The organism is Wohlfahrtiimonas chitiniclastica, from assembly GCF_002252325.1.
Lineage (GTDB): Bacteria > Pseudomonadota > Gammaproteobacteria > Cardiobacteriales > Wohlfahrtiimonadaceae > Wohlfahrtiimonas > Wohlfahrtiimonas chitiniclastica.
Genome location: NZ_NEFL01000004.1, coordinates 104393 through 128831 on the forward strand (window position 1 = coordinate 104393; position 24439 = coordinate 128831).

General features: G+C 45.1%; 24 protein-coding genes. 12 read left to right on the forward strand and 12 right to left on the reverse strand.

Annotated elements, in window-relative coordinates; translation table 11 throughout:
* Positions 1-7 precede the first annotated feature (7 nt).
* Both thiD and thiE read left to right on the forward strand, forming a co-directional pair.
* A complete protein-coding gene (thiD, locus tag B9T10_RS09740; protein WP_094538363.1) occupies positions 8-817 on the forward strand; it encodes a bifunctional hydroxymethylpyrimidine kinase/phosphomethylpyrimidine kinase in 810 nt (269 codons plus the stop codon).
* A complete protein-coding gene (gene thiE / locus B9T10_RS09745; protein WP_094538364.1) occupies positions 814-1464 on the forward strand; it encodes a thiamine phosphate synthase in 651 nt (216 codons plus the stop codon). Before thiD ends, thiE begins: the two co-directional genes overlap by 4 nt.
* Positions 1465-1509: 45 nt before the next feature.
* Here the strand turns inward: thiE and nfsB are convergent, their stop codons facing one another.
* The 5 genes from nfsB to argF are packed head-to-tail and all read right to left on the reverse strand — an operon-like array spanning position 1510 to position 5138.
* Entirely contained in the window at positions 1510-2154 is a 645-nt protein-coding gene (gene nfsB, locus B9T10_RS09750; protein ID WP_094538365.1) for an oxygen-insensitive NAD(P)H nitroreductase, read from the reverse strand.
* Between the two features lie 9 nt (positions 2155-2163).
* Positions 2164-2940 carry a UDP-2,3-diacylglucosamine diphosphatase gene (locus B9T10_RS09755; RefSeq protein ID WP_246782195.1) on the reverse strand — a complete coding sequence of 259 codons (777 nt, stop codon included), beginning with the start codon at positions 2938-2940 and terminating at the stop codon, positions 2164-2166.
* Positions 2921-3421, reverse strand: coding sequence for a peptidylprolyl isomerase (locus B9T10_RS09760; RefSeq protein WP_008316042.1), 501 nt, complete (start codon positions 3419-3421; stop codon positions 2921-2923). Before B9T10_RS09760 ends, B9T10_RS09755 begins: the two co-directional genes overlap by 20 nt.
* Positions 3422-3447: 26 nt before the next feature.
* On the reverse strand, positions 3448-4083 hold the full coding sequence (locus B9T10_RS09765) for a peptidylprolyl isomerase (protein WP_094538367.1): 636 nt from the start codon (positions 4081-4083) through the stop codon (positions 3448-3450).
* A 50-nt stretch (positions 4084-4133) separates the two neighbouring features.
* Positions 4134-5138, reverse strand: a complete 1005-nt coding sequence (gene argF / locus B9T10_RS09770; RefSeq protein ID WP_094538368.1) for an ornithine carbamoyltransferase — start codon at positions 5136-5138, stop codon at positions 4134-4136.
* A gap of 145 nt (positions 5139-5283) precedes the next feature.
* Between argF and glmU the strand changes: the two genes are divergently transcribed.
* From glmU to B9T10_RS09795, 5 genes are all read left to right on the forward strand, one after another.
* Positions 5284-6651, forward strand: coding sequence for a bifunctional UDP-N-acetylglucosamine diphosphorylase/glucosamine-1-phosphate N-acetyltransferase GlmU (gene glmU / locus B9T10_RS09775; RefSeq protein ID WP_094538369.1), 1368 nt, complete (start codon positions 5284-5286; stop codon positions 6649-6651).
* A gap of 93 nt (positions 6652-6744) precedes the next feature.
* Complete coding sequence (locus B9T10_RS09780; RefSeq protein WP_008316046.1) at positions 6745-7062, forward strand: c-type cytochrome; 318 nt, start codon at positions 6745-6747, stop codon at positions 7060-7062.
* 92 nt (positions 7063-7154) lie between these two features.
* Positions 7155-8465 carry a ferredoxin reductase family protein gene (locus B9T10_RS09785; RefSeq protein ID WP_094538370.1) on the forward strand — a complete coding sequence of 437 codons (1311 nt, stop codon included), beginning with the start codon at positions 7155-7157 and terminating at the stop codon, positions 8463-8465.
* A gap of 147 nt (positions 8466-8612) precedes the next feature.
* Entirely contained in the window at positions 8613-10511 is a 1899-nt protein-coding gene (locus B9T10_RS09790) for an NAD(P)-binding protein (RefSeq protein ID WP_094538371.1), read from the forward strand.
* A 1-nt stretch (position 10512) separates the two neighbouring features.
* Positions 10513-11808, forward strand: a complete 1296-nt coding sequence (locus B9T10_RS09795) for a cytochrome c (RefSeq protein ID WP_094538372.1) — start codon at positions 10513-10515, stop codon at positions 11806-11808.
* 80 nt (positions 11809-11888) lie between these two features.
* On the opposite strand, the gene gyrB is transcribed toward B9T10_RS09795, so the two are convergent.
* From gyrB to B9T10_RS09815, 4 genes are all read right to left on the reverse strand, one after another.
* Positions 11889-14297: a DNA topoisomerase (ATP-hydrolyzing) subunit B gene (gyrB, locus tag B9T10_RS09800; protein WP_094538373.1), complete on the reverse strand. Its 2409-nt coding sequence runs from the start codon at positions 14295-14297 to the stop codon at positions 11889-11891.
* Positions 14298-14359: 62 nt separating this feature from the next.
* Positions 14360-15451, reverse strand: coding sequence for a DNA replication/repair protein RecF (recF, locus tag B9T10_RS09805; RefSeq protein ID WP_094538374.1), 1092 nt, complete (start codon positions 15449-15451; stop codon positions 14360-14362).
* 1 nt (position 15452) lies between these two features.
* A complete protein-coding gene (gene dnaN / locus B9T10_RS09810) occupies positions 15453-16553 on the reverse strand; it encodes a DNA polymerase III subunit beta (protein ID WP_008316055.1) in 1101 nt (366 codons plus the stop codon).
* A 19-nt stretch (positions 16554-16572) separates the two neighbouring features.
* Positions 16573-16932 (reverse strand): response regulator, encoded by a 360-nt coding sequence (locus B9T10_RS09815; RefSeq protein ID WP_008316056.1) that lies wholly within the window; start codon positions 16930-16932, stop codon positions 16573-16575.
* A gap of 145 nt (positions 16933-17077) precedes the next feature.
* Here B9T10_RS09815 and pheA point away from each other — a divergent pair, with 145 nt between their 5' ends.
* On the forward strand, positions 17078-18154 hold the full coding sequence (gene pheA, locus B9T10_RS09820; protein ID WP_008316057.1) for a prephenate dehydratase: 1077 nt from the start codon (positions 17078-17080) through the stop codon (positions 18152-18154).
* Between the two features lie 22 nt (positions 18155-18176).
* On the forward strand, positions 18177-18539 hold the full coding sequence (gene folB / locus B9T10_RS09825) for a dihydroneopterin aldolase (protein WP_008316058.1): 363 nt from the start codon (positions 18177-18179) through the stop codon (positions 18537-18539).
* On the opposite strand, the gene B9T10_RS09830 is transcribed toward folB, so the two are convergent.
* From B9T10_RS09830 to ffh, 3 genes are all read right to left on the reverse strand, one after another.
* A complete protein-coding gene (locus B9T10_RS09830; protein ID WP_008316059.1) occupies positions 18536-18787 on the reverse strand; it encodes a hypothetical protein in 252 nt (83 codons plus the stop codon). The genes folB and B9T10_RS09830 overlap by 4 nt on opposite strands.
* A 76-nt stretch (positions 18788-18863) precedes the next feature.
* Positions 18864-19838 carry a S49 family peptidase gene (locus B9T10_RS09835; protein ID WP_094538375.1) on the reverse strand — a complete coding sequence of 325 codons (975 nt, stop codon included), beginning with the start codon at positions 19836-19838 and terminating at the stop codon, positions 18864-18866.
* 15 nt (positions 19839-19853) lie between these two features.
* Positions 19854-21209 (reverse strand): signal recognition particle protein, encoded by a 1356-nt coding sequence (gene ffh / locus B9T10_RS09840; protein WP_008316063.1) that lies wholly within the window; start codon positions 21207-21209, stop codon positions 19854-19856.
* A 113-nt stretch (positions 21210-21322) separates the two neighbouring features.
* On the opposite strand from ffh, the gene B9T10_RS09845 reads away from it, so the two are divergent.
* The 3 genes from B9T10_RS09845 to gltX all read left to right on the forward strand — a co-directional run bounded on the left by B9T10_RS09845 (position 21323) and on the right by gltX (position 24392).
* The gene (locus B9T10_RS09845) at positions 21323-22117 is read left to right on the forward strand and encodes a cytochrome C assembly family protein (RefSeq protein WP_233491635.1); all 795 of its coding nucleotides are present in this window, start codon (positions 21323-21325) and stop codon (positions 22115-22117) included.
* Positions 22118-22121: 4 nt separating this feature from the next.
* A complete protein-coding gene (gene tatC, locus B9T10_RS09850) occupies positions 22122-22865 on the forward strand; it encodes a twin-arginine translocase subunit TatC (RefSeq protein ID WP_008316067.1) in 744 nt (247 codons plus the stop codon).
* A gap of 117 nt (positions 22866-22982) precedes the next feature.
* Positions 22983-24392, forward strand: coding sequence for a glutamate--tRNA ligase (gene gltX, locus B9T10_RS09855; protein ID WP_063455423.1), 1410 nt, complete (start codon positions 22983-22985; stop codon positions 24390-24392).
* Positions 24393-24439 lie beyond the last annotated feature (47 nt).

The window sequence follows — 24439 nt, forward strand, 5'->3', positions numbered from 1 at the left end:
GAATAATATGATTCCTCAAGTGTGTACCATTGCAGGTTCTGATTCTGGCGGTGGCGCGGGCATTCAAGCCGATTTAAAAACTTTTCAAGAGCGTGATGTGTTTGGCACCTCTGTGATCATTGCCATTACGGCGCAAAATACCCTTGGCGTGCATGGCGTTTATCCTGTGCCGATTGAGGGCGTCATTGCGCAGCTTGATGCATTGTTCAGCGATTTTTCTTTAAGCGCCATTAAAACGGGCATGTTGTTAAATAGCGAGTACATCATCGCCATCAGTGATTATTTAAAAGCACATTCCACGGCGCCTTTGATTGTTGATCCTGTGATGATTGCCAAAGGCGGCGCATCTTTGATGGCAACGGAAGCAACACAAGCGATGATTGATCATCTATTGCCGATCGCAACCTTGATTACGCCAAACATTCCGGAAGCAGAAACCATTTTAAATCGCGCCATCACGACAGAAGAAGCGATGGAACAGGCGGCGAAAGACATTCAAGCCCTTGGGGCAAAAAATGTGCTCATCAAAGGTGGTCATTCTTTGAATGTAGAATCCGCACGTGATTTTCTTTGGACAGAAAAGGGCGAAGGCATTTGGTTTGACAGTCGCCGCCATGCCACAAAAGATACGCATGGCACAGGTTGCACTTTCTCTGCTTGCATTGCCGCAGAAGTGGGCAAAGGGCAATCTTTAGAAGATGCCATTGGCATTGCTAAAGCCTTCATCACATCTGCCATTGTCCATGGCATTGAGGTTGGGCATGGCCATGGACCAACCAATCATGCCGCCTATCGTCAATTAGGAGCTGTGGAATGATCAATTGGCATAAAGCGCTGCGCCTCTATTTTGTGGCGGGCACACAAGACATCGCAGAGGATGAAACCTTGGCTTCTGTTTTGCAAAGTGCCATCATCAGCGGCATCACCTGTTATCAATTTCGGGAAAAGGGCACAGGCTCATTGACGGCACACAGTGAGCGCGTGCAATTGGCAAAAGCGCTGCAAGCATTGTGTAAAAGTGCGGACATTCCTTTCATTGTCAATGATGATGTGGCGCTGGCCATTGAAGTCAAAGCCGATGCTGTGCATGTGGGGCAATCGGATCGAGCCATTGCAGAAACCATCGCGATGGTCAAACCCCATGGCATTGATGTGGGTTTATCGGTCAATACGCTTGAGCAATTGGCGGCCGCGACTGAAGTTGCGGGCTTAGATTATGTGGGCGTTGGGCCTATTTTTCCCACGACTTCTAAATTAGATGCAGAACCTGCCATTGGTACGCAAGGTTTAAGTGCACGCATTAAAGCTTATCCGACTCTGCCTAAAGTCGCCATTGGCGGCATCACGGTGGACAATGCGCCTTCTGTGTTATCCACAAAAGTGGAGGGCATTGCGGTGATCTCTGCCATTACGAAGTCAAGCGATCGCAAAGCGGACATTCATCGACTGTTATTGAATCATTAATAAAAATCCCTGCCACGGCAGGGATTTTTATGGGTGAAATATGACTTAGAGCGCTGTAAAAATCTCATCTTCAGGCAAGCGTGATTTTGGTAATGTGGCGTTGTAATCTTCTTTGCTTGAAAAACCAAGCGTCACCACCACAATGCTGTGCAGATTTTTTTCTTGAAGATTTAAGACTTCATCCATTTTTTCAGGGAAATAGCCTTCGATGGGCGTTGCATTGATGCCAAGGGCTTCAGCGCCTAATAGCAATGTGCCAAGGGCAATATAGGCTTGGCGCTCACACCAATGATTTTGCATTTCACGGGTTTTTGAGTTTAAATCCACAAAGAATTTGCGCCCTTGTTCATTCGCCGCGCGGTTGTCTGGCGTCGGATAGCGCTGATCTTGATCCTCTTGATCGGCAATGTGCAATAAAGCAGCATCATCTAAATGGTTCGAAACGGCAAACACAACCGTTAAAGGTGCATCCATGACTTTTGCCTGGTTTGCTTCCATCATTGCAGGTTTAATGCGCGCTTTAGCATCGTCGCTTTCGATCAAAAAGAAGTGCCAAGGCTGAGAATTAACGGAAGAGGGTGCATAGCGCAATAATGTTTTAATGCCTTCAATTTGCGCTTTTGATAATGGTTTTGTGGCATCAAAGGCTTTACAAGTTTTACGGGATTGAACAACATCCAAAATATTCATACAAAACTCCTATTTATGCAGTGGATCAATGGAAAAAGTATGGCGCGTGAGCCCCGACTGATCTAAGCGCAGATAATCGCCGCGGGTGTCCCAATCGCTCAGCACCCAACGTGTGCCATGGATTTGTGTGTGTACAGCTGGTTTATGGGTATGACCATGAATCATGATCGATGCACCATATTGCACTAAAATGGATTCAATCGCCGCTTCATCCACATCGCAGCGGCAAGGTCCATCTTCACAGCACACATGTTGTTGATATTCTTGGCTAGTTTCGCGCAGTTTATTGCCAATTTTAAGGCGACAACGGCGCGGCAAAGCCCTTAAAAGTTTCATCATCCAAGGATGACGAATGATGTTGCGATAGCGTTGATATTGCGTGTCGGCTAGGCACAATTGATCCCCGTGCAGCACCACAATGTCAGGGGCAAACGGCAGGGCATAAATCTCAGGGATGATGGACATGCCACAAGCATTGGCATACTGCTCGCCCACGGCAAAATCACGATTACCATGCTGAAAATGAATGGCAATGCCTTTGTCTGATAAGGCTTTAAACGTGCGGGCAATCTCATCGGTCAGATCCGTTGCAATGTCATCGCCCACCCAAAAATTGAAAAAGTCGCCCAAGATGAAGAGATCTGTGGCATCTTCCTCAATTTTCGAGATGAAATCAAAGAAGGCCGCACATAGATCTGTGCAGCGCTCGCTTAAATGAAGATCGCTGATGAAATACACCACGCGATCATCGTTCGGTTTTAATAGATTAGTCAATGATTTCAACACGCTCAATGATGATGTCTTCAACAGGCACATCACCGTGACCGCGGCGAGAAGTGGTTTCCACTTTTTCAATGGCATCAATCACATCCATGCCATCGACCACTTTACCAAACACAGCATAACCCCAACCTTGTGGCGTTTCGCTTTTGAAGTTCAAAAAGCCATTGTCCACAGTGTTGATGAAAAATTGGTTGGTGGCTGAATGAGGATCCATGGTTCTTGCCATGGCTAAAGAACCGCGCACATTTTTAAGACCATTGTTCGCTTCGTTTTGAATCGGCGCACGTTGGCCATCGCGCTTGTCGATCATGCCAGGCTCTAAACCGCCGCCTTGCACCATGAAACCTGGGATCACACGGTGAAACAATGTGCCTTCAAAAAAGCCATCTTTGGCATATTGTAAAAAATTTTCTGCCGTCACTGGCGCATTTTCATGGTCTAATTCAACAGTGAAAGAACCTTGATTGGTATGAAATTTGATCATGTTGTCTCCTAATGATTCGATGAGGCTTAAGCTGCAGGTGCAGACTCAGGCGCTGGGGTGATTGTTTCAGGCGAAGCTTCTGTCTTTGGCGCTTCAATTAAAGTCATTTTTTCAATGATCACAGGCTCAACGGGAACATCACTGCGCCCAAAGCCGCGGTTGCTTGTGGGCACTTGTTCAATGGCTTCGACCACATCCATGCCATCAACAACGTGTCCAAAAACCGTGTAACCTGGATTATTGTCACTTTGATAGTTTAAATAGGCATTGTCCACCGTATTGATGAAAAATTGGCTGGTGGCAGAATTTGGATCACTGGTTCTGGCCATCGCAATGGTGCCTTTATCATTCGATAAACCATTATTCGATTCAATGTTCACTGGTGCGCGCGTCTCTTTGGGCACTAAATTGCTGTCCCAACCGCCGCCTTGAATCATGAAGCCTGGAATCACACGATGGAAAATTAAATCATCATAATGGCCATCGACCACATACTGAATGAAGTTGCCGACAGTGTTCGGTGCTTTTTCAGGTTCAAGCGCCAATGTGATGTTGCCTTTATTGGTGATCATTTCCACAAAAATGGGCTGAGCATCATCGGCCACAGCCACTTGGAAAGCGAGCACAGATGCGCCAGCTAAGGTCAATAAACGTTTTAACACAACATATCCTCTCAATGGATGAATCTATAATGGTATTGATTATCGCAATTTTACGCTAAGGATGCGACCATTACTGCTTTAATGGTGTGCAAACGGTTTTCGGCTTGGTCAAATACGATGGAGTGGGCGCCTTCAAATACCTCGTGTGTCACTTCAACCCCTTGAGATAATTCAGGAAAATCCTTCATGAGTTTTTTACCTTCTGCGGTTTGATCATCATGGAAGGCAGGCAAGCAGTGAAGGAATTTCACATTCGGATTGTGGCTGGCATCAATTAAGGCTTGATTGACTTGATACGGGAAAAGTTCCGTAATGCGCTCTGCCCATTTATCTTTAGATTCTCCCATGGATAACCACACATCCGTATAGATGAAATCAACACCATCCACGGCTGTTTTGGCATCTGTAAAGCATTCGATGGTGGCACCTGTTTCTTTAGCAATGGCTTGACACGTTTGCATGATCTCATCGTTTGGCATCAAACTCTTTGGCGCGCCAAAGTGAATGGTCATGCCCAATTTAGCCGCGATGATCATCAATGAGATGGCAACGTTATTATCAGAATCACCCACATAAGCAATTTTAACGTCGCTCAACGGTTTGTTGATGTGCTCTTCAATCGTTAATACATCCGCTAAGGATTGCGTGGGGTGAAATTCATCTGTTAAACCATTAAAAATTGGCACACCAGCATATTTTGCTAAATCTTCCACAATAGAGTGGGCAGCACCACGAAATTCAATGGCATCATAAAAACGCCCAAGCACGCGTGCGGTATCTGCAATGCTCTCTTTGTGTCCCACTTGTGAGCTCACAGGATCTAAATAGGTCACGTTTGCCCCTTGATCGTAGGCGGCAACTTCAAACGCACAGCGCGTACGCGTGGAGGTTTTTTCAAAGATTAAGGCAATGTTTTTACCTTTGAGCTGCTGCGTCTCTTCACCGCGGCGCTTTGCTGCTTTTAAATCACGGGCTAAATCGAGTAAATAGCGGATCTCTTCTGGCGTATGATTCAAGAGGGTGAGCAAATGGCGTTGATGAAGTGGGGTGGACATAATGTTTCCTTAAAATAATGATGGGTAATTCTTTCATAATATCTTGCTCAAATTCAGATTTTCAAGCCTTTTTAGCCACATTTTAATTTACCCCCTTAAAATAGTGTAAAATCAGCTGCAATGCATAAACAATAAGAGGGACATTATGAAAGCTCTATCCGTTGTGATTCTCGCTGCCGGCAAAGGCACGAGAATGAAATCAAACTTACCTAAACCGTTGCACGAAATTGGCGGGCAGCCAATGCTGACGCATGTGCTCAATACTGCGCGCGCGCTTAATCCGACTCAGCTCATTGTGATTTATGGTCACGAAGGGGAAAAGCTCAAAGCCCATTATCACGCGGATCAAGACATTACATGGGTTGAGCAAAAAACCTTTTTAGGCACAGGCGATGCCATGAAATATGCGTTGCCGAGCATTCTTGAAGACAGTAATGTTTTGGTCTTGTATGCAGATACACCGCTCATTGATCAAGCGACCTTAGAAAAAATGCTCACAAATGTGGATGATCAAAATGTGTGCTGGCTGACGGTAAAAGCCGATCAACCGTATGGTTATGGTCGCATTGTGCGCGATGATGTGGGCAATATGATGGCAATTGTGGAAGAAAAAGATGCATCCACGGATCAAAAAGCGATCACAGAAATCAACAGCGGACTGTTTGCCGCTTCAAGCAAAGTTTTGCATGCGACATTGCCACGTTTGCAGAATAATAATCAGCAAAAAGAATACTATTTAACAGATGTGGTGACGCTTGCCCGTGAAGATGGCATTGGCATTCGCACTGTTTCTGGGGATTTCACCTTGATTCGTGGGGTCAATGATCGCGTGCAGCTCTCTGAGCTGGAAGCCATTTATCAAAACGAACGTCGTCAAGCATTGATGCTATCTGGCGTAACATTGATCAACCCAGAGACAGTGACCATTCGTGGGGAGATTAAACTTAAAGGCACCGACATCATCATTGAGCCAAATGTGACGCTAGAAGGCGTGGTGTCTCTTGGGAACAATGTGCACATCGGGCAGGGCTCTGTGATTCAAGGGGCAAAATTGTGTGACAATGTGACAATATTGCCATACTCCATGATCGAGCACTCATTACTTTATGACAATGTCACCATCGGTCCATTTGCAAGATTACGCACGAATAGCATTTTAAAAGCGGACAGCAAAGTCGGTAACTTTGTGGAAACCAAAAATGTTACGTTAGGGGAAGGCTCAAAAGCGAGTCACTTGACCTATTTAGGTGATGCAACGATTGGCCGCGATGTCAACATTGGCGCGGGCACCATCACCTGTAATTATGATGGGGCAAATAAGCATCAAACCATCATTGAAGACAATGTTTTTGTGGGCTCAAACAGTTCGCTTGTGGCGCCAGTTGAGATCAAAAAAGGGGCAACGATTGGTGCAGGCAGTATTATTTCCTCAACCATTACTGAAGGGGCATTGGCCTTAACGCGTGCAACGCTTCGCCAAGTGCAAAATTGGCGCAGACCCACGAAAAAGTAAATTTATGAGGAATAATTGACGGAACGATGGTAAAATGCCTCGTTACGAGTAGTAAATTTTTTTGTTTTTGATATTGATCAAGAGGTTGTCATAATGAAAAAACATGTTTTAACATTGGCATTATTAGGTTTTGGTGTTGTTTCTTCTCAAGCATTTGCACAAATCGACCACGATTTAGCAATGCAAAGCGGTTGTTTGGCTTGCCACAAACAAAGCGAAAAAGTGATCGGTCCTTCTTATGATGAAGTTTATGAGAAGTATAAAGATGACGATGGCGCAGTTGAATACTTGATCACTAAAGTGACTCAAGGTGGTTCAGGCGTTTGGGGTGAAGTACCAATGACACCTAACGCACACGTACCTGCTGAAGACATCGAAACTTTAGTATTACAAATCATGCACGAAGAGTAATTCACTCTTGAATGCTAAAAGCCGCGAGATTTCGCGGTTTTTTTTCGCATCGAATAATGATGATTTCTACTTTAATACAATAAAGGTTCGTTATGAATAGACAACGCTTGATGATCCTCGGGATCATTACTCTCGCTCTGCTGGTTTGGGGCATTGATTTGTATCAACATCCCCTCACTTGGTCGGGGATGGTTTTACGTAAGCAATTAATTTATTTATCAGGGCTCATGGCTTTTTTATTCATGGGACTGATTTTAGTGCTCTCGATTCGCCCGCGCTGTTTAGAGCGTTGGTTTGGCGGTTTAGATCAAATGTATGCCCTGCATAAATGGGCGGGCATTTTTGCCATTGGCTTTGCGGTGTTCCATTATCTCATTAAGTTGGGTAAACCTGTTTTTGCTTATTTGTTTGGGGCAGGGGCTGGCAAAGGGGCAAAACCAGAATTGTTTGGCTTTGAAGCGTGGCTCAAAAGTTTCTCTGGCATTGCGAAAGATCTTGGGGAATATTTGGTCTACTTTTTAATGGTGATGTTGGTGATCACCTTGTGGCAAAAGTTCTCTTATAAAATTTGGCGCCATTTGCATCGTTTGATGGCGCCAGTCTTCATTGTTTTGGCATTTCATTCATTGGTATTGATGCCATTTTCTTATTGGACACAGCCTGTTGGCATGCTGATTGTACTGGTTTCCGTTGTGGGTTCTATGGCGGCTGTGTGGGCAATGCTGGGGAAAATTGGGGCAGGGGTGAGACATCAAGGTACCATCATTGACATCAAACATCATCACGGAATCATTGACGTGACATGCCAATTGCCCAAAAGCTTTCATCATCAAGCGGGGCAATTTGCCTTTTTGCGCACGAGTGCCCTTGAAGGCGCCCATCCTTTTACATTGTCTTGTGCCGATCAAGGCAATGGACAGGTGCGTTTGACCATTAAGGATTTAGGCGATTATACCCATTCATTGATGACAAATTTACATGTTGGCGATACAGTGACGGTGGAAGGACCTTATGGCTGCTTTCAATACAATGATCAGTCACCACAAGTTTGGGTGGCAGGTGGGATTGGCATCACGCCGTTCATGGCATGGTTAGAGGCGATGGTGAACAATCCTAAGATTCGTCCCGAGGTGGATTTTTATTATTGTGTTAAAGCGCCGCATGAGGCCATTGATGTCGCTCATATCGAAGCATTGATCCATCAGTTACCGAATGTTCGTTTTCATCTACACATCAGTGATGAGGCAGGATTTTTAACAATGGATAAGATTGCGGCAAAAGCACCCGAAGCAAAAGCGGTGTGGTTTTGTGGGCCACAGCCTTTTGCCGAAAGCCTACGCAAAGACTTGCCGAAGCATTTACCAAAAGCAACCTTTCATCAAGAGCGATTTAATTTTAGATAACTCATTGATTATCCATATCCCAAGTGCGACTTGGGATTTTTTTTGGCTAAAAAAACTTGATGTTATGGGCATAAAGCCATAAAGTAGCCCTCCTTTTTTCGGCCAAGCCCTAAAAAGATTGTTGTTATATCAATAGGATGAAATTTTATGCCCATCACTCGTCGAGACTTTTTAAACGGCGTTGCACTCACCATTGCAACCGGTTTGACGCCCTTACAACAGTTAGCGAATGCCTCTGAATACATTGCTGCAATGGCAAATGGGGAAGATTACTATCCCCCAAAACTCACAGGACTGCGTGGCAGTCACAACGGTTCTTTTGAAGTGGCACACCGTTTAGGGCGCGCAGCCGATACTTTTGATCTCTCAGGTGATGTGGAAGAGACCTATGATCTCATCATCGTAGGGGCAGGCATCAGTGGATTAGCGGCGGCGCATCGCTATTTAGAAGTGTTTGGGGAAAATCAAAAAATTCTCATCCTAGACAATCATGATGACTTTGGCGGCCATGCTAAGCGCAATGAATTTGTGACCGAGAAGGACACATTATTGACCTATGGCGGCAGTGAGTCATTACAATCGCCGCGTTCTGTTTACAGTGCAGAGGCCACAGACTTTATCCAAAAGATTGGCGTGGATCTGACGGAGCTTGAAGCGCAATTTGATGTGAATTTTTATCCAGATTTAGGTTTAAGTCGTGGCATCTATTTTGATCAAAAACATTTTGGTCGTCATACCATTGTGGCGGGTGATCCTAGCCACAATGTGGCCGATGACGTGCCGCGTGGGCGAGAAAATGGTCGCCCGTATGCTGAATTTGTGGCGGATTTTCCAGTGAACAGCAGTGATAAAGCTGCATTATTGGCATTGTATGAGGATCAAACAGATTATCTAGCTGAGATGACGCACGAAGAGAAAATGGCCTATTTAGATCACACAAGTTATCGTGACTTTTTGCGTGACCGCGTCAAACTCTCTGATCAAGCCATTTTAGTGTTTCAGCAAGTGCCGCATGATTTTATGGCGGTGGGCATTGATGCCATCAGTTGCAGTGATGCGCGCGCCTGTACTTTACCAGGCTTTGGCGGCATGAATTTAGAGCCGTTAGATGAAGAGGCGCAAGCGGCGATTGATGATTTATACATTCATCATTTTCCAGATGGCAATGCATCGCTGGCTCGTTTGACCGTGCGCCGTTTGATTCCTGCGGTGGCTAACGGCAAAACCATGCATGATGTGGTCAATGCACGCTTTGATTATGATGCCCTTGATCGAGCTGAGAACAATGTGCGCATTCGTTTAAATTCCACAGTGATCCACGTGGAACATAATGATGAACAAGCCACAGAAGTGGTCTATTATCGCGATGGCAAAGCCCATAAAGTCAAAGCGAATGCCACCATCATGGCGTGTTATAACATGATGATTCCTTTCATTGTGCCCTCATTACCAGAAGCACAAAAAGCTGCAATGCGCCGCAATGTGAAGGCGCCTCTGGTCTACACCAAAGTGGCGCTGCGTGATTGGTCTTGCTTTGTCAAAGCTGGCGTGAGCAACCTCTATTGCCCAAGCTCGCCATACAGCACTGTGAAATTGGATTATCCTGTTTCTATGGGCGGATATACGCATGCACAATCGCCAAGCGACCCTGTGGTGCTGCATATGATTTATGTGCCCACCATGCCAAGCAGTGGTTTGCCTGCCACGCGCCAAGCGGCAATGGGGCGCGCGCATTTATTGGGCATGACGTTTGAAGATCATGAAGCCATCATCCGTGAGCAACTCGGTAATATGTTCACGCCATATGGTTTTCAGCAATCAGACATTGTGGGCATTACAGTCAATCGTTGGTCGCACGGTTATGCTTATTATCCAAATTCATTGTTTGATGATGAGGCAGAGTTTGAGGCATTGATGGCCGTTTCAAAAGCACCCTTTGGCAATATCTTCATCGCCAACTCAGATTCTGAATGGGGTGCATATGCTCACGCTGCGATTGATGCAGCGTATCGTACAGTGGATGAGATCAAACAAGGACGCGCATAAGATGAAAAATTTATTGAACCTTTTTAGCGCCACGTTGCTATGGAGCACTTTGACAATCGCCAGTGCCAATCCGATGAGCCGCGGCGAATATTTAGCGCATGCAGGTGACTGCATGGCATGCCACACACAGAATCCTGATCAACCTTATGGGGGTGGTCATGGTTTAGCTTCCCCAATTGGCACCATTTATGCGACCAATATTTCACCAGACACCACATATGGCATTGGCCACTATACGTATGAGGACTTTGCCAAAGCGATGCGTGATGGCGTGCGCCCAAATGGTGAGGCGCTGTATCCGGCCATGCCGTTTGTGTCGTATGCGAAAATCAATGATGAAGATATGCATGCACTGTATGACTATTTCATGCATGAAGTGGCGCCAGTGGCTGTGCCCAATCGCACCAATGAGATTGAATGGCCGTTGAATCTACGCTTTCCAATGACCATTTGGAATCAGTTATTCACATCGCCAGAGTTGTATCAATATGATGAGACGAAAAGTGCCGAGTATAATCGCGGGGCTTATTTGGTACAAGGTTTGGGGCATTGCGGCACATGTCATACGCCACGCTCCATTGCTTTGGTGGAAGAGGGTTTGACAGAAGCTTCCCCAGAATTTTTAGCCGGCGGACAAGTGGGGCATTGGTATGCGCCAAGTTTGCGCCATTTAGGTGAGATTGATGAGAATGAATTGCTCAAATTATTAAAAGATGGGCGCAATGAGCAACATGCCTTTGCAGGTCCGATGAGTGAAGTGACCTCTTTTAGCTTGCGCCATCTGACGGATGATGATTTGATGAGTATGATCATTTATCTCAAAGAGATTCAATTGCCCATGCCAACGCGTTTTCGTGGTGCGGATCACGTGAAACCCAGTGATGAAGGCATGCGCCTTTATCAAGATTTATGCTCAACGTGTCATGGTGATCAAGGGCAGGGGGAAAAGAACGTCGTGCCTGCATTGCGTGATCGTGGCTATGGTACAAAAGGCGATGCCATGAATGTGGCATTGGTGATGATTGAAGGGGCACAAACGGCGCACCGAGCAGATCGCTTACCCTATGAAATGCCAGCTTATGCCAATCGTTTGACGGATGAAGAGATCACACAAATCACCAATGTGATTGTGGATAATGAAGCGTGGAACAATGATGGCGTGCCATTGGCAGAGCGTGACATTAAAACCCTTAAAGCAGAACCCTTTGTAGCGAGCGGCTGGTGGGTGATGGCTGGCGGCATCATTGCCGTGTGTGTTTTGATTTTGCTATTGTTGAGGTGGCGCAGAACATCATAAATGTTTCACGTGAAACATAGCACATAAAAAAGCCCCAAATGCTGTGATGCATTTGGGGCTTTTGATTCAGAGGGAGTGGATTAAATATCCAAATTTCCCACCAACTGTGCATTCGCCTCGATGAATTCGCGGCGAGGTTCTACTTCATCGCCCATTAACATGGTGAAGGTTTCATCCGCTTTTTGAGCATCTTCCACGCGCACTTGTAATAAGCTGCGCACATCAGGATCCATCGTGGTTTCCCAAAGCTGCTCGGCGTTCATTTCACCGAGACCTTTATAACGGGAGATCGCTTGGCCTTTTTTAGCTTCATTCAATAACCAATCGATGCCTTCTTTAAAGCTCTTAATCGCGTATGCTTTCTCTTTATAAGTCACATATGCGCCCGCTTCAATCAAGCCATGCAATTTTTTCGCCACTTCTGCAATGCGTTGATACTCAACAGTGCGGATAAAGCGTGCATCTAAATCATAGGTGATCACGTGATCATAATGCTTCATTTTCACAGCAACATAGGGTGCATTGTCTTCTGCATCATGCATCAAGTGCGCTTGATAAGAGATGCCCACTTCAGGCTCTTTCTCAAGCTGTGCATTGAGTGCATCAATCCATGATTGAATGTCATTTGAGCTTAAGGCTTCAATGGAAAGCGGTGCGATTTCTGTTAAGGCCGTCAATAATTTCTCAGGATACGCATATTTCATGCGTTCAATGAGCTGCTCAACATTTGTAACAGCGCGTGCTAATTCTTCCACTTGTGAGGTTGCCATCGCGGGCGCATCTTTGCTGGCAAACACTTGGCTGTTGTCTAAGGCATTGCTTAAGAAGAAGCGCACAAGCTCCACTTCATTTTTGATGTAGATCTCTTGCTTACCTTTTTGCACTTTATAAAGTGGTGGCTGGGCAATGTAGATGTGACCATTTTCCACCAATTCGCGCATTTGACGATAGAAGAACGTGAGCAATAATGTGCGAATGTGCGCGCCATCGACGTCCGCATCCGTCATGATGATGATGCGATGATAACGCAATTTCTCAAGATCAAATTCATCTCGACCAATGCCGCAGCCAAGGGCTGTGATGAGGGTGCCAATTTCCGCGGATTGTAAAATACGGTCAAAGCGCACGCGCTCAACGTTAAGAATTTTACCTTTTAACGGCAAAATCGCTTGGAATTTACGGTTGCGGCCTTGTTTTGCTGAGCCACCTGCAGAATCCCCTTCCACGATGAAAAGTTCAGACAAAGCAGGGTCTTTCTCTTGGCAGTCTGTGAGTTTACCGGGTAGACCTGCGATGTCTAACGCGCTTTTACGGCGCGTCAATTCACGGGCGTTACGAGCCGCTTCACGGGCGCGCGCCGCTTCAATGATTTTACCGGTGATGAGTTTGGCATCCGATGGATTTTCTTGTAAGAAATCGGCAATTTTTGCGCTCACAACGCTTTCAACGGCGCTGCGCACTTCACTGGAAACCAATTTATCTTTGGTTTGTGAGGAGAATTTAGGTCCTGGCAACTTCACAGAAACCACCGCAGTTAAGCCTTCGCGCGCATCTTCACCGGATGTATTCACTTTTGATTTTTTCAAAAGATCATTTTGTTCCATGTATTGGTTCAATGTGCGTGTAATGGCGGCTCTAAAGCCCAATAAATGCGTACCGCCATCTTTTTGTGGGATGTTATTGGTGAAGCAGTACACGTTTTCTTGGTAATCAGTTGTCCATTGCAAGGCCACTTCGACAATCACATTGTCTTGTTTGTTGTCGCAGTAGAAAACAGATGGATTGATGGGTGTTTTTTTACGGTTGATGTGTTCAACGAATGCGCGAATGCCGCCTTCGAACTCAAAAATATCTTCTAAATCATAGCGCTCATCTTTTAAATGGATGCGAATGCCAGAGTTTAAGAAGGAGAGTTCACGTAAACGCTTTTTAAGAATCTGATAATCAAATACCGTAATGGTGAAGATTTCGCTGCTAGGTTTAAAGTAAACCGTTGTGCCGGTTTCTTCGGGATCAACCGTGCCAATTTCACGCAATGGATATTGAGGCGTGCCTAAAGTGTATTCTTGTTCGAATAATTTGCCATCTTGCTTGATGGTTAAATGTAGATGTGATGATAAGGCGTTGACAACAGAAACACCCACACCATGAAGACCGCCAGAGATGGCATTGTCATCAAACTTACCACCGGCATGCAAAACCGTCATGACAACTTCAGCAGAAGAGATGCCTTCTTCAGGGTGCATTTTTGTTGGAATCCCGCGGCCGTTATCGGTCACGGTGATGGAATCATCTTTATGAATGGTGACAGTGATGTCATCACAATAGCCGGCTAAAGCTTCATCGATTGCGTTGTCAACAACCTCAAACACCATGTGATGTAAGCCTGTACCGTCATCCGTATCACCAATGTACATGCCTGGGCGTTTACGAACGGCATCTAATCCTTTCAGTACTTTAATGCTTGGACTATCTTGTGTTGAGGTCATGCAAATATCCTTTTTTAATTCTAGATGAAACATGCAATTAGTTGCATTAAACAATCGGGAGATTATACCATTTTTTGAACAAAACCTGTAGATATCTTGAACTTAGCAAAATCCGTGAGTTTCTGATTTTCTCTAAGCTCAGGAAACTCCGACGGCTCTAAACAGGTGATGAATAATTGCACATTGAGGCTCAAAAATGCCTCGAGCAAAATCTCACGATGCTGCTTGTCTAATTCAGCACTTAAATCATCCATCAACAGAATGATGTTTTGCGTTTCATGATGGGTTTGAAAGAGTTCAGCTTGCGCTAAAGTCAGCGCAATGCTTGCTAATTTAATTTGCCCGCGTGAGAGATATTCCCCCACATTGTGACCATTGGCTTTGAGGATAAAATCACCGCGATGAGGACCCGATCGCGTGTGCCCCATGATGATGTCTTTTTCGCGCTGCGTTTGTAAGTCGGTGAGTAAAGAGGCGCCGGAAAAGCCTTTTTTATACTCCATCGACCACTCAAAGGGTTGGGCAACAAGGCGCGAGAGTAAAGGTTCTGCTGTTTTAAACAGTGCCTCGACCCATTCAGTGCGTGCCTTGGTCATCGCTTCACCTGAGTTCGCTAACAGCTCATCATAAGTGTCAAGGAGCTTTGGATTGCCCCGCTGTTTAATCAAGCTGTTGCGTTGCTTAAGGACGCGCTCATAGTATTGCCATAATTGATTGTAATCTGCCTGCGTGTGAAACAATCCCCAATCCATAAATTGGCGGCGCAGCTTTGGGCTGTCTGTGAGGAGTTTGCCGGTTTCTGGATCAAGCTGCAGACAAGGCAACATTTTTGCAAGGGTTGAGCGCTGTTTGATCGGCTCGGCGTCAATGCGTACGATGTGCTGATTGGCTTGGGTTTCAATGCCAATAATATGAGGCAGGGCGTGATCATCGCATTTGGCCACTAGGCGAAAAAAGGTGTGATCTTCTTGGATGATCTTGCTAAATTCTCGTTGGCGAAACGAGCGCAAATGAGATAAGTAATACAATGCCTCTAATAAACTGGTTTTACCAGAGGCATTGTCGCCATAAAACACATTGCACCGCGGATGAAAATTGAGGGTTTGCGCGGTGAGATTTCTAAATCCTGTAACGGCTAAGGATTGAATGATCACGTTATAGGCGCATTGGCATCACAACGTGATCAACATTGTCATCTTCAGGGTTTTTAATGAGGCAGCTTGAGTTATTTTCTGTAAAGCTCATTTGCACCATATCCCCTTCAATGTTTTTGAAGATGTCAGTGATGTAAGCCGCATTAAAGGCGATCATGAAATCAGCGCCTTGATAATTGACTTCCACTTCCTCTTCCGCCACTTCTTGCTCAGGGTTGTGCGCCACCAATTTAATGAGGCAGTGGGAGATGTTCATGCGAATGCCACGGAATTTATCTTGGGATAAAATCGAGGTGCGCATCAAAGAGTCGATCATCTCAGAGCGATCGGCCATGATGATCTTTTCGCCAATCGGTGGAATCACACGTTTATAATCAGGGAATTTACCCTCGATCAATTTTGTGGTGAACATCATGCTGCCAAGCTCAACGCGCAAATGGTTGTCGCTCAATTGCAAATGCAAAGGTGCGGCTTCATTTTCGATGAGTTTTAACAACTCTTCGACCGCTTTGCGTGGCACGATGAATTGATTGGTCAAATGTGTGGCATCTTCAAATGGATAACGGCTACACGCTAAACGGTGACCGTCTGTTGCCACGGCTGTGATCAATGAGTCTTGCACATCAAGGAGCATGCCATTTAAGAAATAACGCACATCTGCTGTGGCCATGGCATAGGCAACATTTTGTAATAGGGATCGAAAGCGATCTTTTGGCAAGGTTAAGGTGTTGTTAAAGTCGATGTGATCTAACACAGGGAACTCTTCAAGTGGTAAGCACGCTAAAGAGAATTTAGAACGACCCGCCTTGATCTCCACTTTTGTGGGCTCAAGGATCATGTGGATGTCGATGCCATGGGGCAATGCTTTTAAGATGTCGAGCAGTTTTTTCGCAGGAATCGTCGTGCCACCGGTTGCAGTTGAATGATAAGGCAGCGCACAGGACAGCTCAATCTCAAGGTTAGTCGTGGTGAGAATGATCTCCTCTTCTTTCACCTGAAGTTTAACATTTGCTAAAACAGGCAGCGTTTGACCCTTTTCGGTCACGCCAATTAACGCTTGCAACGGTTGTAACAGCTGCTCTCTTTGTACGATTAATTCCATAATAAAAATTTTCCAATGATTACAAGTTCTTGTTGATTTCAGCTTCTAAGAGCACAAAATCAATCGGTTTGGTGATATATCCGACCGCACCTTGTTTGCTCGCCCAGATTTTATCGATGTCCTCGCTCTTGGTGCTCACCATCATGATGGGGATATGTTGTGTTTTTTCATTGCTTTTAATTTTGCGCAACGCACTAAAACCATTGCAAGATGGCATGACAACATCCAGTAAAATTAAGTCAGGAAGGTGAACATTGGCCAAATCAATGGCCTCAAAACCGTCTTGAGCTTCAAGCACGATATGCCCTAACTTTTTTAAGAATCTTGCAATTTCTAATTTTTGTAATTTTGAATCATCCGCAATTAGTATTTTAGCCACGAATACACCCTTTTTAAGTTACCTGCCACCATTAAACATTATACAAGAAAAAAAGAGTTTTTATAGCTTATCTTCGGAGTGATTGACTTTATCTGTGGAATTTGTAAAGTTGAGAATTCACCCATTACAATTATTAGAGAATCACATGTCCACCATCGCAACACATCGCACAGAGATTGATCGTATCGACCAACAGCTTTTGAAATTATTGAATGAACGCGCAACGCACGCGATGGCCATCGGTGCCATTAAGATTGCGAGCGGTGATACTGAGATGTATCGCCCTGAGCGTGAGGCACAAGTTTTGTCCAATTATATGGAGAAAAACCAAGGACCCATTCCAAATGCTGAAATTGCGCGACTGTTTCGCGAGATCATGTCCACTTGTTTATCTTTAGAAAAACCCTTACAAATTGCGTTCTTAGGCCCAGAGAAGACATTTTCTGAATTGGCCGCGAAAAAGCAATTTGGCGGATCGGCTGATTTAGTGCCACAAGCCACCATTCCAGATGTGTTCAGAGCCGTTGAAACAGGGCAGGTGGATTTTGGGGTGGTGCCTGTGGAAAACTCAACGGAAGGCGCGGTGAATTTAACGCTCGATTGCTTTGCGCAAACGCCATTGTCCATCTGTGGGGAGACAACGCTTCGCATCCATCAGAACCTAATTTCAAGTGCCAAAACGGTGCAAGATGTGAAAAAAGTCTTTGCCCATCCGCAATCTTTAGCCCAATGCCGCGGTTGGTTAGATAAACATTTGCCAAATGCAGAGCGCATCGCGTGTCATTCAAATGTGGAAGCCTTAAAGCAATCACAAGCAGAACCACAATCATCGGCAGCGCTCGCAAGTGAAGAAGCGGCCAAATTTTATGAGATTCCGATTTTAGCGCGCTACATTGAAGATGATACCTCAAACACCACGCGCTTTTTGGTCATTGGCAACAAGCAAGTGCCTGAAAGTGGCGATGATAAAACCACCTTCATTGTGTCGGCCAATGATCGCCCAGGTTTGCTCAATCAATTGATCGAACCTTTGTCCGCTCACAGTGTGACGATGACGCGCATCGAATCGCGCCCTGCGAAACACACCATGTGGGGTTACCTCTTTTATATTGATATTTTAGGGCACCAAGCGGACATTAAAGTACAAAAAGCCTTGAATGAAATTGAAAATCGGGCATCATTGCTGAAAATTTTGGGATCATATCCTAAAGCCCGTTATTGATTCATTTAAAAAAGGTTAGAATATGGATACAGTCATCATCCGCAATCTGAAGGCAGAGGCCATCATTGGCATTTATGATTTTGAGCGCGTGGCTAAGCAGCCTGTGATCATTTCGCTTGAAATGGCGTGGGACAATAAAAAGCCCGCCTCGACTGAGGACATTGCAGATGCGCTCGATTATGAGAAAGTTTCAAAAAGCGTCAAAGCGTTGATTGAGTCATCATCGTTTCAATTGGTGGAAACATTGGCCGAAACGATTGCTGAGCATGTGCTCACCACCTATGGCACACAATCATTGTATTTAGAGCTCAAAAAGCCCAATGCCATTGATTTTACGGATTATGTTGGCTTATCCATGACCCGCACGCGTGCGGATTATGCTTAGATCATCGGATCATCTGTTAAATAGAGCGCCGATAAAATTGCAGCATGTCGCCCATTGGTTTGGGCGGCTTTGCTTTCCACCTTGCTCACAAGATGATGGGCCAATTCTGTTAATGTGGCGTCATTTTCCTCACGGACATAGTGGGTATGGTTGAGTTTTAAATGCACCATGACATAGACTTTTGCGAGTTTTTTAGCAAGGGCTTCACCATCGGTTTGATGGATGCAGCGCATGAAAAATTTTTCCATAGTTTTTATTTGACCTAAATGAGCGGAATGCAGTTAGTGTAGTACACATCAGCCATTAGTCGCATTTTTAGGGAGATTATCGCAATTGCACGGTGTTTGCAGAGGTAAACAATCCTGTCAAAGCTTGTGTGCCAATTTTTTTCATAAAACGGCTGAGCCCTGTTTCTTCCACAGTGAAATCCACCAAAGCAGGGGCTTTAATCACATCGCGCGCTAAGCTACTTGTGGAGCCTAAGCCATCGATTAAACCTAAAGGCAGCGCTTGTTCACCACTCCAAATTAAGCCGCTGAAGAGTTCAGGATTGTTTTGTAAGCGATCCCCGCGACCTTTTTTCACAGCATCGATGAATTGAAGGTGCACAGTGTTGAGTACATTTTTCCAAAAATCAGTTTCCAACGCATTTTGTGGAGAGAAAGGATCTAAAAAGGCTTTATGCTCGCCAGATGTGTATAAACGGCGCTCAACACCAAGTTTGTGCATGGCATCCACAAACCCAAAGGATGCAGCAGTGACGCCAATTGAACCCACTAAACTTGCACGATCTGCGTAAATTTCATCGGCCGCAGAGGCAATGTAATACGCACCCGATGCACCAATGTCCATAATCACGGCGTACACTTTTTTAGAGTGCAAGGCTTTCAAACGATTGATTTCATCATACACATAGCCACTTTGCACGGGCGATCCGCCACCTGAATTGATGCGCAGCACAATCGCTGTGGCTTTTGGGTCATTGAAGGCTTTTTTCAGGGCAGAGATGATTTGATCTGCGCTGGCATCTGTGGATGCGGCAATCTCGCCTTCAATGCGAATCACAGCGGTGTAAGCCGTTAAAGGCTCACCGTTGTCATCTAAATATTTTTGCTGATCGGCCAGCATTGGGCCGGCGGTGATCAGCGCAATCACAAAAAGAAAGTAGATGGCAAACAAGATTTTAAAGAAAATGCCCCAACGGCGTTTTCTGCGTTGCTCAATGACGCCTGCTTGTAATGTTTTTTCAAGCACGGAATACAACTGTTGATTGAGGGCAGAATCTTTCATTTCACTCATGTTTGCCACATCTCCTTATTTGGGCATGAATTGTTTTAAGCCTTGGAATGTGCGCATCACTTTACCAATGCCACCTTTTTTGAGCTCTTTCATCATGCGTTGCATTTGTTCGAACTCTTTGACCAAACGGTGCACATCTTGAATATCACAGCCAGAACCGTTGGCAATGCGCATGCGGCGAGGGCCTTTGAGCAATTTGTAATCTTTGCGCTCTTTTGGCGTCATGGAGTTGATGATGGCAATTTTCTTTTGGAATACTGAGTCATCGGCTTTATCTTTCACTTTTTGTGAAATGTCGCCCATGCCCGGCAATTTGTCTAAGAAGGTATTGATGCCGCCCATGTTGAGCATTTGCTCCATTTGGGTTTTGAAATCATCTAAATCAAATTGTTGATTCTTTTTGAATTTCTCAGTTAATTGTGCCGCTTTGTTTTGGTCAACTTTTGATTGAATCTCTTCCACTAAACTCAACACATCGCCCATGTCTAAAATGCGCGACGCCATGCGGTCAGGATGGAAAGGATCGAGGGCATCTAATTTTTCGCCCATACCGATGAATTTAATCGGTTTACCTGTGATTTGGCGCACAGATAATGCCGCACCACCGCGCGCATCACCATCAACTTTCGTTAATATCACACCGGTTAAAGGTAAGGCTTGATCAAAGGCTTTAGCAGTATTGACGGCATCTTGACCCGTCATCGCATCGACCACAAAGAGCGTTTCAATTGGCTCAACGGCTGCATGAATGCTTTTGATCTCATCCATCAACACTTCATCAATGTGTAAACGGCCCGCGGTATCCACAATAAGGATGTCCGCACCGCTTTTTTTCGCCCAATCTTTTGCACGAAGTACGATGTCGACAGGTTTTTCAGAAGCATCGGATGGAATCCATTCTGCGCCAACTTTGCCCGCAACGGTTTTCAGCTGCTCGATCGCGGCAGGGCGATAAACGTCCGCACTGACCACCATCACTTTTTTGTTTTTCTTCTCTTTTAAGAAAGCGGCCAATTTACCTGTGGTGGTGGTTTTACCCGCACCTTGTAAGCCTGCCATTAAAATGACAGCTGGCGGCTGCGTGCGTAGATCAAGCTCTGCATTTTCAGCGCCCATCACTTCGATGAGTTCTTCATGCACCACTTTAACGAGCACTTGCCCTGGATTCAAACTGCCTTGAACTTCACGGCCTACGGCGCGCTCTTTGACGCGAGTGATGAAAGATTTCACCACTGGCAAGGCAACGTCCGCCTCTAAAAGCGCCATGCGCACTTCACGCAAAGCATCTTTAATGTTGTCTTCCGTTAATCTTGCTTGTCCGCGAAGCGATTTCATCGTTTGGCGCAAACGATCACTTAAATTTTCAAACATAATGCCTCAGAAATGAAATAAATTAGTGTATTATAGTCTATTAGCCGCCTAGTTTACTTTAATTAGGCATTCCTTGAAAGTCATTCTTCAACAATGTTGATACAGATAAAGTTATGAATACGCTACTTTTCATCGTGAATATTGCCTGCTACCTCATCGCAATATTGGGTATGGTGTGCTGGGTGAAGGGCAAATTGCCTAAAAAGAGCATCAATGTCACGCTCGCCTTTGCTTGGATTGGCGTGATCTCTCATGCTTGGATGCTCAGTCATGCATTAACCATCGGCAGTGGCGCCATCAACATCGGGGCGGCCAATGCATTTTCCCTGACGATTTTAGCAATGTTGATGATCATGCTCCCGAATGCTCGTAAGCATCCGGATTTGACCATTGTGGCGATGGTTTTGGCCATCATCTCTTTGGTGGTGTCAGAAAGTTATCATTCGCAGCTCACTTTGAGCGGCGCGCGCCCGATTTTAAGTTTGCACATCATTTTATCCATCATTGCTTATGCAGTGTTGATGGTGGTGGGGATTCAAGCTGCGATCATTGTGCTGCGTCACAGTTATTTGAAAAATCCCACGGGCTACTTTTTTAGCCATTTGCCACCGTTGATGAGCATGGAAAAATGGTTGTTTCAATTGATGGCCATTGGTGCGGTATTGTTGTCATTGAGTTTATTGACGGCCTTGCCATTTTCCGATCTCTGGTTTGACCGCCAGTTCATCCATCGCTCGATTTTATCCATCGTCTCTTTAGTGCTCTTTGTGACACTGTTAGCGCTGCATCATTTTAGAGGATTGCGCGGTAAACCTGCGGCGAAGTGTGCGCTCATTGCCTTCATCGTTCTTTTAGTCGGTGTGTCCGGCTCAAGAATGGTTCAAGAACTGCTTTTAAATAGAACCTAGCGTTATGACAGATCAGAACACAACAGATAACAACCTCAATCAACAATCACTCATTCAACATTTGATGGAGTTGAGAACCTGCATTTTGCGTGCATTATTGGGCGTTTTCGTCATCTTCTTTTGCTTGATTTGGTTTAGAAATGACATCTATACCTTCATTGCCCAGCCGCTCATCAATGCATTGCCTGCGGGCAGTAAATTGATCGCGACAGAACTCATCTCCCCCTTCATTGTGCCGATTAAATTGACCTTATGGCTCTCATTTTTCTTAGCGGTGCCGTGGGTGGTGTATCAAATTTGGCGCTTCATTGCCCCAGGGCTCTATCAAAAAGAGAAGCGCTTGGTGTTTCCATTATTGGCCTCAAGTATTTTGCTCTTTTATACGGGCATGCTCTTTTCTTATTATGCGGTGATGCCCTTGATGGTGAAGTTTTTAGTGGGCACAACACCCGATGGCGTTGAGATGGCCACCGACATCGGACAATATTTATCCGTAGTACTGCGTCTATTTTTCATTTTTGGTGTGGCCTTTGAAGTGCCTGTGGCCATCATTTTATTGGTGTTGATGGATGTGATCAGCGCAAAGGACATCAAAGCAAAACGCCCTTACATCATCATTGGCGCCTTTGTGGTGGCTGCTGTGGTGACGCCGCCCGATGTTTTATCTCAAGTGGCGTTTGCCGGTGTGACCATCTTATTGTTTGAATTAGGTTTATGGATCGCAAGCCGCTTAAAACGCTCGGAATAATGAAATATTGTCTCACAAGCGTATAATGAAGGATGTTTGTTTTTTAATGTATACCTGTGCGCCCATTCATGAATGGCTGATGTGCAGGTTCAATTTTAATCGAGAAAGTAAATGAGTATGAAAGTTAGAACGCGATTTGCACCCTCTCCAACGGGCTATTTACACATCGGTGGTGCGAGAACTGCCCTTTATTCCTGTTTATATGCGCACCATAACAAAGGCGAAACAGTGCTTCGCATTGAAGATACGGATTTAGAGCGTTCAACCCCTGAAGCAGTCGCTGCCATCATTGATGGTTTAAACTGGTTGGGCTTAAATTTTGATGAAGGTCCTTTTTATCAAACCAAACGTTTTGATCGTTATAAAGAAGTGATCGCTGAAATGTTAGAAGCGGGCACCGCTTACTATTGCTACTGTACGCAAGAAGAATTACAAGAGATGCGTGACCGAGCAGAAGCGAACAAAGAAAAACCACGTTATAACGGTAAATGGCGCCCTGAGGCCGGTAAAGTATTGCCTGCCATTCCTGAAGGCATTAAACCTGTGGTGCGTTTTCGTAACCCGATTGATGGCGCCACAAGCTTTGATGATTTAGTGCATGGCACCATCACCTTCCAAAACAGTGAATTAGATGATTTGATCATTGCGCGCCCAGATGGTACGCCGACGTATAATTTCTGTGTCGTGATCGATGATATGGACATGGGCATCACACATGTTGTGCGTGGGGATGATCACATCAACAACACGCCAAGACAAATCAATATCCTCAAAGCCTTAAATGCACCTGTGCCACAATATGCACACGTTGCGATGATTTTAGGGGATGATGGCCAAAAATTGTCTAAACGTCATGGTGCGGTGAGCGTGACACAATATCGTGATGAAGGTTATTTGCCAGAAGCGGTATTGAACTACTTAATCCGTTTAGGTTGGTCACACGGGGATCAAGAGATTTTCTCATGGGATGAAATGGTTGAATTGTTCGATCTAAAAGATGTGAACAAAGCCGCGAGCGCCTTTAACACCAGTAAATTATTGTGGCTCAATCAGCATTATATGATTGAAAAAGATCCCGCTGATTTAGCTACATTGTTGGTGCCTTATTTAAATGCTTTAGGCATTGAACCCACAGACATGGCATATTTAGCCGAAGCGGTGAAAGCCCACGTTGCCCGTTGTCAAACAATGGTGGAACTGGCCGAAATGATTCAGTACCTATATGTGACAGAATTAACATATGATGAAGAATCCGTTGCCCACCATTTAACCGCAGAGAGTAAACCTGTATTGATGGCGCTCAAAGATGATTTAGCGGCGCTTGATGTTTGGGAATCTGCAGAATTAAAAGGTGCAATGAAAGCCTTAACAAAAACCATGAACATCAAAATGGGACAAATTGGCATGCCACTACGCACAGCGATCGTTGGCCGCGCGCAGTCTCCAAACTTAGATGAGACCTTAATGCTCGTGGGTAAAGAGCGAACGCTTGCGCGTTTAGAGACCGCAATTGCAAAAATTGGTTAAAATTTTGACCGAATCAACTAAAAAACTATAATCTTAAGGGATTATAG

Bases quoted from the DNA above. Each gene is read 5' to 3' on its own strand.
- thiD (WP_094538363.1), top strand. From the start codon at position 8: ATGATTCCTCAAGTGTGTACCATTGCAGGTTCTGATTCTGGCGGTGGC.
- thiE (WP_094538364.1), top strand. From the start codon at position 814: ATGATCAATTGGCATAAAGCGCTGCGCCTCTATTTTGTGGCGGGCACA.
- nfsB (WP_094538365.1), bottom strand. From the start codon at position 2,154: ATGAATATTTTGGATGTTGTTCAATCCCGTAAAACTTGTAAAGCCTTT.
- B9T10_RS09760 (WP_008316042.1), bottom strand. From the start codon at position 3,421: ATGATCAAATTTCATACCAATCAAGGTTCTTTCACTGTTGAATTAGAC.
- argF (WP_094538368.1), bottom strand. From the start codon at position 5,138: ATGTCCACCCCACTTCATCAACGCCATTTGCTCACCCTCTTGAATCAT.
- glmU (WP_094538369.1), top strand. From the start codon at position 5,284: ATGAAAGCTCTATCCGTTGTGATTCTCGCTGCCGGCAAAGGCACGAGA.
- B9T10_RS09780 (WP_008316046.1), top strand. From the start codon at position 6,745: ATGAAAAAACATGTTTTAACATTGGCATTATTAGGTTTTGGTGTTGTT.
- B9T10_RS09785 (WP_094538370.1), top strand. From the start codon at position 7,155: ATGAATAGACAACGCTTGATGATCCTCGGGATCATTACTCTCGCTCTG.
- B9T10_RS09790 (WP_094538371.1), top strand. From the start codon at position 8,613: ATGCCCATCACTCGTCGAGACTTTTTAAACGGCGTTGCACTCACCATT.
- B9T10_RS09795 (WP_094538372.1), top strand. From the start codon at position 10,513: ATGAAAAATTTATTGAACCTTTTTAGCGCCACGTTGCTATGGAGCACT.
- gyrB (WP_094538373.1), bottom strand. From the start codon at position 14,297: ATGACCTCAACACAAGATAGTCCAAGCATTAAAGTACTGAAAGGATTA.
- dnaN (WP_008316055.1), bottom strand. From the start codon at position 16,553: ATGGAATTAATCGTACAAAGAGAGCAGCTGTTACAACCGTTGCAAGCG.
- pheA (WP_008316057.1), top strand. From the start codon at position 17,078: ATGTCCACCATCGCAACACATCGCACAGAGATTGATCGTATCGACCAA.
- folB (WP_008316058.1), top strand. From the start codon at position 18,177: ATGGATACAGTCATCATCCGCAATCTGAAGGCAGAGGCCATCATTGGC.
- B9T10_RS09830 (WP_008316059.1), bottom strand. From the start codon at position 18,787: ATGGAAAAATTTTTCATGCGCTGCATCCATCAAACCGATGGTGAAGCC.
- B9T10_RS09835 (WP_094538375.1), bottom strand. From the start codon at position 19,838: ATGAGTGAAATGAAAGATTCTGCCCTCAATCAACAGTTGTATTCCGTG.
- ffh (WP_008316063.1), bottom strand. From the start codon at position 21,209: ATGTTTGAAAATTTAAGTGATCGTTTGCGCCAAACGATGAAATCGCTT.
- B9T10_RS09845 (WP_233491635.1), top strand. From the start codon at position 21,323: ATGAATACGCTACTTTTCATCGTGAATATTGCCTGCTACCTCATCGCA.
- tatC (WP_008316067.1), top strand. From the start codon at position 22,122: ATGACAGATCAGAACACAACAGATAACAACCTCAATCAACAATCACTC.
- gltX (WP_063455423.1), top strand. From the start codon at position 22,983: ATGAAAGTTAGAACGCGATTTGCACCCTCTCCAACGGGCTATTTACAC.